General features: G+C 43.6%; 8 protein-coding genes and 1 pseudogene. 6 read left to right on the top strand and 3 right to left on the bottom strand.

From position 1 onward, the window contains the following. The first annotated feature begins 458 nt into the window (after nucleotides 1-458). Complete coding sequence (locus EWV84_RS16090) at nucleotides 459-1154, top strand: TerC family protein (RefSeq protein WP_287078815.1); 696 nt, start codon at nucleotides 459-461, stop codon at nucleotides 1152-1154. A 138-nt stretch (nucleotides 1155-1292) separates the two neighbouring features. After that, nucleotides 1293-1532, top strand: a complete 240-nt coding sequence (locus tag EWV84_RS16095) for a hypothetical protein (protein WP_287078816.1) — start codon at nucleotides 1293-1295, stop codon at nucleotides 1530-1532. A gap of 77 nt (nucleotides 1533-1609) precedes the next feature. Here the strand turns inward: EWV84_RS16095 and EWV84_RS16100 are convergent, their stop codons facing one another. Next, a complete protein-coding gene (locus tag EWV84_RS16100; protein ID WP_287078817.1) occupies nucleotides 1610-2008 on the bottom strand; it encodes a YidH family protein in 399 nt (132 codons plus the stop codon). 92 nt (nucleotides 2009-2100) lie between these two features. After that, the gene (locus tag EWV84_RS16105) at nucleotides 2101-2919 is read right to left on the bottom strand and encodes a prohibitin family protein (RefSeq protein ID WP_287078818.1); all 819 of its coding nucleotides are present in this window, start codon (nucleotides 2917-2919) and stop codon (nucleotides 2101-2103) included. 584 nt (nucleotides 2920-3503) lie between these two features. Between EWV84_RS16105 and EWV84_RS16110 the strand changes: the two genes are divergently transcribed. The 4 genes from EWV84_RS16110 to EWV84_RS16125 all read left to right on the top strand — a co-directional run bounded on the left by EWV84_RS16110 (nucleotide 3504) and on the right by EWV84_RS16125 (nucleotide 8518). Continuing rightward, the gene (locus tag EWV84_RS16110) at nucleotides 3504-4433 is read left to right on the top strand and encodes an exosortase-dependent surface protein XDP2 (RefSeq protein WP_287078819.1); all 930 of its coding nucleotides are present in this window, start codon (nucleotides 3504-3506) and stop codon (nucleotides 4431-4433) included. Nucleotides 4434-4633: 200 nt separating this feature from the next. Next, on the top strand, nucleotides 4634-5932 hold the full coding sequence (locus EWV84_RS16115) for an O-acetylhomoserine aminocarboxypropyltransferase/cysteine synthase family protein (protein ID WP_287078820.1): 1299 nt from the start codon (nucleotides 4634-4636) through the stop codon (nucleotides 5930-5932). A 15-nt stretch (nucleotides 5933-5947) separates the two neighbouring features. Continuing rightward, a complete protein-coding gene (gene metX, locus EWV84_RS16120; RefSeq protein ID WP_287078821.1) occupies nucleotides 5948-7039 on the top strand; it encodes a homoserine O-acetyltransferase MetX in 1092 nt (363 codons plus the stop codon). Nucleotides 7040-7102: 63 nt separating this feature from the next. Further along, on the top strand, nucleotides 7103-8518 hold the full coding sequence (locus EWV84_RS16125; RefSeq protein ID WP_287078822.1) for an AAA family ATPase: 1416 nt from the start codon (nucleotides 7103-7105) through the stop codon (nucleotides 8516-8518). A 197-nt stretch (nucleotides 8519-8715) separates the two neighbouring features. On the opposite strand, the pseudogene EWV84_RS22920 reads toward EWV84_RS16125, so the two are convergent. Then, a pseudogene (locus EWV84_RS22920) lies at nucleotides 8716-9034 on the bottom strand (IS1634 family transposase); the annotation flags it as partial. Nucleotides 9035-9154 lie beyond the last annotated feature (120 nt).

Here is a 9154-nt window from a genome sequence, read left to right on the forward strand (position 1 = left end):
GACCTCGATGACCATTTTTATTGATGTGATGGCTTTGACATTCTGGGCATTTCATTGTTCTTTCTGCTTATTTTATTTTTCATTTATTTTACCTCATCATCTCTTAATCTGACAACGCCCTGTTTTCACTCTAGGCAATGGCTTTAATAAAAACAAATATTCTTTGTTTTCAAATCCATAAATTCCCTTTATGTAGGGCTGGGAAACCACCTCGCCCTTTCATCACTTTTATTTATTAAAACGACAATTAAGAATATTTGCTTTTATGCTTGTCCCGTACCTAAGTTGATGGTGTCCGGCCAAAATCCTAGTGAAGGAGAGTGTTGTCAGCAATCTCGCCATCGATCGCAAGCTCAAGAACTTGACCCTGGATTTATACCGACAAAAAAATAGTCAAGAATCCTAGCAGGAAATACCAAGACGCATCTACAACGTGATAGGAGTAAAAATATAATTATATGTCTCCTCAAATTCTCGATATAGCTGAAAATCTCTCTCTAACCACTTGCGGCACCATTCTCACCCTGGCAGTCTTAGAAACCATTCTATCGGCCGATAATGCCGTCGCCCTGGCCGCTTTGGTGCGAGAACTTCCCGACCCCAGACAACAACGCCAGGCTTTAAACTGGGGATTGGCTGGGGCATTTGTGTTAAGAGTTGCCCTGTTAGTGAGTGCCAGTTGGACAGTTAAATTCTGGCAGGTGGAGGTACTGGGTGCTATTTATCTGATCTGGTTAGCGGGTAAGCATTTTTGGCAGAAATTTTTGAATATAGAAATAGAAGACGAAAATTTTGCCCTTAATCTCGGAATAGAGTCTTTTGTCCGTGTTATTGTTCTGATTGCTTTTACGGATCTGGCTTTTTCCCTCGATAGTGTGACAACAGCGATCGCCCTGGCCGATCGATTCTGGATTCTGCTGACTGGTGGTATTTTGGGAATGTTAGCCCTACGATTTTTGACCGGTTTATTTGTCAGGTGGTTGGCTGAGTTTGTTTACCTACAAGATGCGGCCTATCTGACGGTTTTAGCGGTAGGGGGAAGATTGTTATTAAAAGCTTGTCAACCAACCTATTTACCGCCAGAGTGGATGGTATTGATGATGGTGGCGATCTCGTTAAATTGGGGCTTTTCTAGGCGTGTTGTGGTGGAATAAGTCTAGCAGTAAGGGATTTTCTCAATTTTTTAGGAGCGTGTCAACCGTTATACTCCGGGACAATGGGCGACTGTGACATAATTTGTGACTAGGTACGGTAAGAGTCGCTAGTGAACCCCGTTAGCCTTGGAGACTTCCTTGCTAGACACCATTTCCACCCTATCCCCAAAACTAACAGCGATCGAATCCCCGGGAAATCCTCTCCCGAAAGTTGCTACTTGTTCCTCTACCTGTCGTTACTGTCGGTTTTATAAGTTTCAGGGGAGAGGAAATGGCTATTGTCAACGCTTGGGAGTCCCTGTTCACAGTCATTGGCGCGCCTGTCCTTTAATTTGTCCACCTTTTGCCCCTTCTTGGGAAAGGTCGGAAAATGGGTAATTCTAAGTAGTTATCTGGATTTTACCACCTGTATCGAGCAATTTTCTCCCCATCCCGCTCCGTCCGAGGATGGGGTTTTAATCGAAACCGATGCTTTCCACTCCACCGCTATCGGGACTGGTGGCGACAAAATAGAGAATTCCCGACCCTAGACAAGCGATCGCTATACTAAAGCAAATAATCCAGACTTGAGCAGGTTCGTAGCTATTACTATCGATCGCCCGACGGATGAGAAAATAGTGGCGCGTGGCGATGACAACGGTTAATAATCCCACCATAGCGAAGACAAAACCCAACAACCAACCTAGTCCTAGAGATGGCGAAGATGCCGTTCGTAAACGCAAAATGACCAGACCAAAACCCATCAAAGCGATCGAGGCGCGCATCCAAGACAGATAGGTGCGTTCGTTGGCTGAATGATCTCGCCAGTAATCAGGGTTAAATTTCTGCTTTGTCTTTCGGGATTTGAACAGCATAGAGGAGTTCCTAGCAATGAACTTCAATAAAATCAAGTATTCTTTCTTCTGGTTTTAATAAATTGTTTTTATCATCTAGCCATTAAGGAATCTTAAGTCTTCTTCAAGCCACTTTTTCGCTTATCTTTAGCCAATTCAAGGGACTTGAGCAGATTATCATCCATAAATAGGGGGAGTTTACCGTCCCATCTTTCGATCGCTTTGTTCTGTAAAACTTCTGGACTTAAGGAATCCTGGAGAATGCGATGAGCTGCCGCCTCTCCCTTAGCCAGATTGATTTTTACTTCCGATTCTTTCAAGGCTTTCAGCACCATAAAACCTGCTTTTTTAGCTTCCTGTTCGGCAATTTGTTTGGCTTCCACCGCATCGGTAAAGCGATCAGAAAAGTTGACATGAACCAAAGAAATATCATCGACACCGATATGATAATTTTTCATTCTTTCGGTCAAACGAATATCCACTTCCCCTTTCACCTCCTCCCGTTTAGTAATTAATTCTTCGGCGGTATATTTAGCCATAACTGCCTTAAGAATTTCCTCAACTGCTGGATCGATCACTCGTTCAATGACAGCCGCTTCATCGCCAATTTGTTGAAAAATAGTATTAACTTCTGATGCTAAAATATGCCAATTAAGGGCCACATCTGTGAATACTTCCTGTAGGTCTTTGGAGGAAGCTTCGGCCGCTATCTGTTGTTTTTGAATTCTCACACTTAGTTTTTTCACCGTGTTAACAACGGGAATAATCCCGTGAATACCCTCATTAAGTATTTTATCCTGTACTTGACCAAAGACCATTAAAACTCCTCTTTCTCCCGCATTGACAATCACGAAAGGATTAAAAATAATCGCCAAGATTAATAACAAAAAAAAGATATTACTTGGTCTAGCTAAAAGACGAATTTTGAGCATTTTAATTAAGAATAGAGATAGTTGATGGGATGGGTTTGCAAATAAATAAAATGGCTGATTTTATCTTCATAATTATTGATAAATTTATCTATTTCAAGAATTTCAGCAACTAGAAAATGAAGGTAAACTTGTCCTATATTATTTAGATGAAGTCAGATTTAGTCTCGTCCATTCTCTCGCTTCTGGCTGGCAAAATATCGGGAAATAAATGTCTATTTATAGTTACCATAGTCACCGATTAAATGTTTTAGTAATCATGAATTAAAACGATTATCTCGTTAGTTTTAGTCAGAAAGTTGACCAAAAAGGCATTTATTTATCCAAGAAAGCAATCGGGGTTATCCAGAAGCAATTATAACAAAATTTCCTTTGGTCTAAATGGTACATTCTCATGCCACCAGTCTAGCTGGTACTTTCTTTTGTAGCAATTACCTTAACACAATCTAGTTTCGGCATAAAAGATATTTTGTATAAACGATATCTCGATAAATTGACTCGCAGAAGATGGCTATGGTAGAACCCTAAATACAGCAAGCGGATAAGCCCACTGTACCCATTCCATCCCCTAACGAGGTCATTTATCGATGAGTCATCTTTTCATGCGGTCGCAGCACCTCGCCGCTCTTTTCAAAATCGCCGCCACGACCACTGGAGTGGCCTTGGCTCTAACGACTGGAACACCCGCGCGCGCGGCGGGTTTTCTCCCCTTTTCCTTTCAAACCAACGTTACGGCCAGTCCGGACCTAACTGGAAATCCTAATCTTCTCAACGATCCCACTAGAGATGTCCGTCTCGATTCGGTGGTTTTCAACGGTTTAACGGTCAGTCAGTTTGATCTGGTCAATGGGGGTCGGGTTATCCGCAACGATACCGCCGACGTTACCGTGGGGGGAGTCACATATACTAACGGAATTCTCCATGCGGGTCACGGACCGAAGACGACTAGCGATCCCCTAGTCGGGGAGGGTCCAGCGAAACCGAACCCCACCGACGCGGATATCGCCGCCAGTTTGGGCAATTTAAACCTGAATAGTCTCCTCGTAACCCGTGAGAACGCCGATACTGCAATTATCGAGGTTTCTTTCCTCCGACCGGTGAATACGTTCTTTTTCTGGGAACGGGGGGGAACGCCGGGGGGAACCGTTGCGGGGGATAGCGATTTACTGGTGGAAGCGATCGCGGACGATGGAACGACGGTTTTAGCCAGTTATAAAATTTTACGCGCGAACTACACGAAAGCGGACTATAACATCAGCACGATCGTTCCTCCCGTCCTCAACAACGGCCCGTTCAATATTGGTTCGATCGGGATTCGGCTCGACGGTATCCGCGCGCGAACTCTGCGCTTAACTAGCGAGCGCAACAACGATCCCCAACGTTTGAACGGAGTCGGCGATAACGGGCCAGATTTCAAAGTAATCGCCGCCGATGTCAAGGTTCCCGAACCTAATATCGTGTTCGCAACCCTACTCGCAGGAAGTCTTGGAATCTTTGTGAAACGAGGCAAGGCTTGATCATTCTACTCGAAGTAGGATAGGAAGTGAATGCTTTTAATGCTGTTTAAATGCTATCGACCAGCGAACTGTCATTCATGAAAAAATAGCGATAAATGGGTTAAAACCCTCTATTTATCCATTATTAAGGAGATAATCACCCTTTTTCCTTGATCGCACAGATCGAGGAATTTACCCTTTATTTTCGTCCATGAGTATCTATGTCTGACCGTTACCGTTTCGAGACGCTACAAGTACACGCCGGCCAGGAACCTGCCCCCGGAACTAACGCCCGCGCCGTTCCCATCTATCAAACCACTTCCTACGTTTTCAACGATGCCGACCACGGGGCGCGACTGTTTGCCCTGGAAGAGTTCGGCAACATCTACACCAGGATCATGAACCCGACCACCGATGTCTTCGAGAAGCGGATCGCCGCTTTAGAAGGAGGTGCGGCAGCCCTGGCCACCTCTAGCGGTCAGGCGGCGCAATTTCTAGCGATCGCTAATATCGCAGCTGCGGGAGATAATATCGTTTCTACTAGCTACCTCTACGGCGGAACCTATAATCAGTTCAAAGTTTCCCTACCACGTTTAGGAATAAATGTCAAGTTCGTCGATGGCGATGAGGCCGAGGCTTTTCGAGCGGCGATCGATGATCGCACCAAAGCCTTATACGTCGAGACGATCGGCAATCCCCGATTTAATATTCCCGATTTTGCCGCCCTGGCCCATATCGCCCACGAGAACGGCATTCCCCTGATCGTCGATAATACCTTCGGCTGCGGCGGCTATCTCTGTCGCCCGATCGAACAGGGCGCGGATATCGTGGTGCAATCGGCGACCAAATGGATCGGCGGTCACGGCACTTCCATCGGCGGAGTAATCGTCGATTCGGGTAAATTCGACTGGGGAAACGGCAAATTTCCCCAGTTTACCGAACCCGCACCAGGTTATCACGGGTTGAATTTCTACGAGGTGTTCGGACCGTCCGGCCCTTTGGGCAATATCGCCTTTATTATCCGGGCGCGGGTGGAGGGATTGCGGGATTTCGGGCCAGCGTTGAGTCCGTTTAACGCATTTTTACTGCTACAGGGATTGGAAACCCTCTCCCTACGGGTCGATCGTCATGTATCCAACGCCTTGGCCCTAGCGAACTGGCTCAAAGAACAGCCACAGGTGCAATGGGTGGATTATCCCGGATTACCGGAACATCCCTACCACGAACGGGCGAAGAAGTACCTAAAACACGGCTTTGGCGGGGTTTTAGCCTTCGGGATTCGGGGCGGTTTCGAGGCCGGGCGGAATTTTATTAACCGGGTGAAACTGGCCAGCCATCTTGCCAACGTGGGCGACGCAAAAACCCTGGTTATCCATCCCGCCTCCACGACTCACCAGCAGTTAAGGGAAGAAGAACAGCGATCGGCGGGAGTAACGCCCGAATTAATCCGCGTTTCCGTGGGTTTGGAACATATTGACGATATTATCGAGGATTTCCAGCAAACTTTCCAGAGTTTATAACCAACCACCCCGCCCATGGATCGCCTAGACTTGATCTCCCCGGAAACCCGTTTCTATTCCCCACCGCATCCTTTTGTTCTCGAATCGGGGGCGGTTCTCGCAGGGGTGCGGATCGCCTATCGAACCTGGGGAATTTTGAATAACAAGCGGGATAACGGGGTTATTGTCTGTCATGCCTTCACGGGATGGGCCGACGTGGAAGCTTGGTGGGAACCTTTGTTAGGAACCGGACGCGTTCTCGATCCGACCCGCGATTTTATTGTCTGTAGCAATATTCTCGGCAGTTGCTACGGGACAACCGGCCCCACTTCGATCGATCCCCGTACCGGTAAACCCTACGGCCCGACTTTCCCGGAGATCACCATTCGGGATCTGGTTCACCTACAACGGCTGTTGATGGACGCATTGGGGATCGAGTCTTTGCGGTTGGTGATCGGGGGCTCCTTGGGAGGGATGCAGGTTTTGGAGTGGGCGCTACTGTACCCGGAGAGGACGCACTCGATCGCTGTGATTGCGGCTTCGGGACGACATTCGTCCTGGTGTATCGCGCTGGGAGAGGCCCAAAGGGGGGCGATCTACGCCGATCCCCATTGGCAAGGGGGAAATTATTCGATTGAGCGTCCTCCGGCGCGGGGTTTATCGGTGGCCCGGATGATGGCGATGACTACCTATCGATCGCACGCCAGTTTTGAGGAACGTTTCGGCCGTGAGTACGGGGAGGGGGGAGAGTTTACGATCGCCCGCTATTTAGAATATCAGGGGAAAAAGTTAGTCGAACGTTTTGACGCGAATGCTTATATCACCCTAAGTAGGGCGATGGATCGTCATGATGTCACCCGGACGGGAAAAAGTTACGAATCGGCCCTACAGTCGATTCAACAACCGACGGCGATCGTGGCGATCAATTCGGATCTTCTTTATCCTCCCGTGGAACAAGAGGAGTTAGCGAAATATATCCCCAATTCGCAATTATTCTGGTTGCGATCACCGCACGGTCACGATGCGTTTTTAATGGATGGCGATATGGATGCGTTGAATGATCTTCTCGTGGCTTTCCGTTTAGAAAGGGGAACTCGTGACGGTTGCGGGTTCGGGATGGCTGGGTAGCGATCGGTTTTGAGATGGCTCGCGGTACTATGGTTTATAGTCGTATACAAAAAGCGCGCATCTATGCAAAAAATTATTATTAAAAATTTCGGAGCGATCGAGTACGCTGAAATTGAGATTAAAAAGGTTTTAGTTTTAATCGGTGAACAAGCGAGCGGAAAGAGTACGATCGCTAAGTTGATTTATTTTTTTAAATCACTCAAAGATTATTTATTATCCAAAGATCAACTAAAAACATCAGATTCTCTCGATATATTCTCAAATTTTGTATTTCTTATACAAGAAAGATTTTATGATTTTTTTGGTTCTACACTTCATATACCCAATTTTGAGATAACTTATTATTATAGTCTTGAAAAAAATAAATTTATTAATTTAGTGCTTGATGATGAAAAAAAAATTAATGCCAGTCTCAGCAATAACTTTTTTAATGAAAATATTGAAAAATCTATAAATCAAATTAAAAAACTCTTAGAGGAAGATTTATCTGATGAGGATTTGAATTCTTACGCTCCTAATATAGGCATAATTAGATATATTCAAAGACTTTCTACAATATTAAATCAATCACTAGAATCAGTATTTGAAACAAGCCAGACCGATTTATTTTTTGTAATTGCAAGTAGAAACGTAACAGTAAGCTATTCTAATCAGTTCAATATGCGCTTATTCGCTGGGATACAAAATACACTAGAGAAGAATAATCAAAAATCTTCAAATAACAAACAACAAATTACAGATGATATTTTGATGATTGAATTTATAGAAAAATGTGAGATAATTAAAAATATTTTTGAAAAATTTGATAATTTTGACGGACTAATTAACAGATATGTAGAAGACGAAGCTAAAAAGCATCATCTAATAAATATAATGGAAAAAGTTTATAAAATATTAAAGGGTAGATATTGTATCGATAGTGATGGTGAAAAAATTGTACTAGATAGGCAATCTAAAAAATATGTTTATTTGCATAATGCTTCGTCAGGACAAAAGGAATCCATTAGAATATTACAAGATATTTTTCTAAATATTATTAATAATAGAATAATTTTAAGAATAATAGAAGAACCTGAAGCCCATTTATTTCCAGTTGCCCAGAAAAACTTAATTGAACTATTGGCAGTAATGGTCAATCAAAATGCTGATAACCAATTAATTATAACAACCCATAGTCCTTATATATTATCAGTTTTTAATAATTTGTTATTTGCTCAAAGGGTGGTCGATAAAAATCCACCTATAAAATCTGAAGTTATCACAATAATACCAGAAGATTACTGGTTGAACGCGGCTGAATTTGCTGCGTACTCGCTAGGAAATGAATTTTTAGATGAGGAGGCTAATTATTGTGAATCTATTTTTGATAGTAATACAGGAATGATCGCCCAAAACTATTTAGACACGGTTTCCGAGATGTTAGGGGGTGATTTCAATGAATTATATCAAATTCACGCAAGGACTTTTAAAAGAAAATGATAACGTTTGACGAAATCAAGAGCCATCTATCACAAAAAATAGACAGACTCGCTCAATTTGTACAAATTGAGGAAAGACAGAATTTTTTTATTATAGAGTACGAAAAAACAAAACAGTGTTTTATTACTGGACTTCCCCGTTGACAAAAAGCCATAACCTGTGCTGTAGAAGGGATTAAGAGAATTTCCGCCGCCCCTTTACTGGGTACAAATCAGGGAAACTCCCAATAAATCTAACGCTTTTTGTTGCAGTTGGGTCGGTCGAGTTATCTTAGAAAAACGATAACTTCCCTCCCTAATCGTACATTCCACTGTATTCAAGCAAATTGTCCCCAGGTCTTCTGTACAAAGTCCGAAAGCTATGCACAGGAAAGTTCTCTTGATTCCGTTTTTTTCTCTCTTTAGATTGCACCGATTCACTGCGACTCGCTTTAATCACATTCAGAGAACCATCATCAATTTCTTCATCCTCAAATAACAAAGGAGCCAAGGACTGTTTTAAATGCCATTCCACATAATCAGTAGATGGAAAAGTTTGGATTTAAGGCGATCGCCATAATGTTTGGTATTGTTTGATACAAAAAGCTTCTCAAAAAATATTAAGAAAACTTATAACAAAACCAAGAAAAATCTGGTT

The organism is Microcystis sp. M_QC_C_20170808_M3Col (genome assembly GCF_007095505.1).
Taxonomy (GTDB): domain Bacteria; phylum Cyanobacteriota; class Cyanobacteriia; order Cyanobacteriales; family Microcystaceae; genus Microcystis.

Bases quoted from the DNA above. Each gene is read 5' to 3' on its own strand.
- EWV84_RS16125 (WP_287078822.1), top strand. From the start codon at position 7,103: ATGCAAAAAATTATTATTAAAAATTTCGGAGCGATCGAGTACGCTGAA.
- EWV84_RS16090 (WP_287078815.1), top strand. From the start codon at position 459: ATGTCTCCTCAAATTCTCGATATAGCTGAAAATCTCTCTCTAACCACT.
- EWV84_RS16110 (WP_287078819.1), top strand. From the start codon at position 3,504: ATGAGTCATCTTTTCATGCGGTCGCAGCACCTCGCCGCTCTTTTCAAA.
- EWV84_RS16100 (WP_287078817.1), bottom strand. From the start codon at position 2,008: ATGCTGTTCAAATCCCGAAAGACAAAGCAGAAATTTAACCCTGATTAC.
- EWV84_RS16115 (WP_287078820.1), top strand. From the start codon at position 4,634: ATGTCTGACCGTTACCGTTTCGAGACGCTACAAGTACACGCCGGCCAG.
- metX (WP_287078821.1), top strand. From the start codon at position 5,948: ATGGATCGCCTAGACTTGATCTCCCCGGAAACCCGTTTCTATTCCCCA.
- EWV84_RS16105 (WP_287078818.1), bottom strand. From the start codon at position 2,919: ATGCTCAAAATTCGTCTTTTAGCTAGACCAAGTAATATCTTTTTTTTG.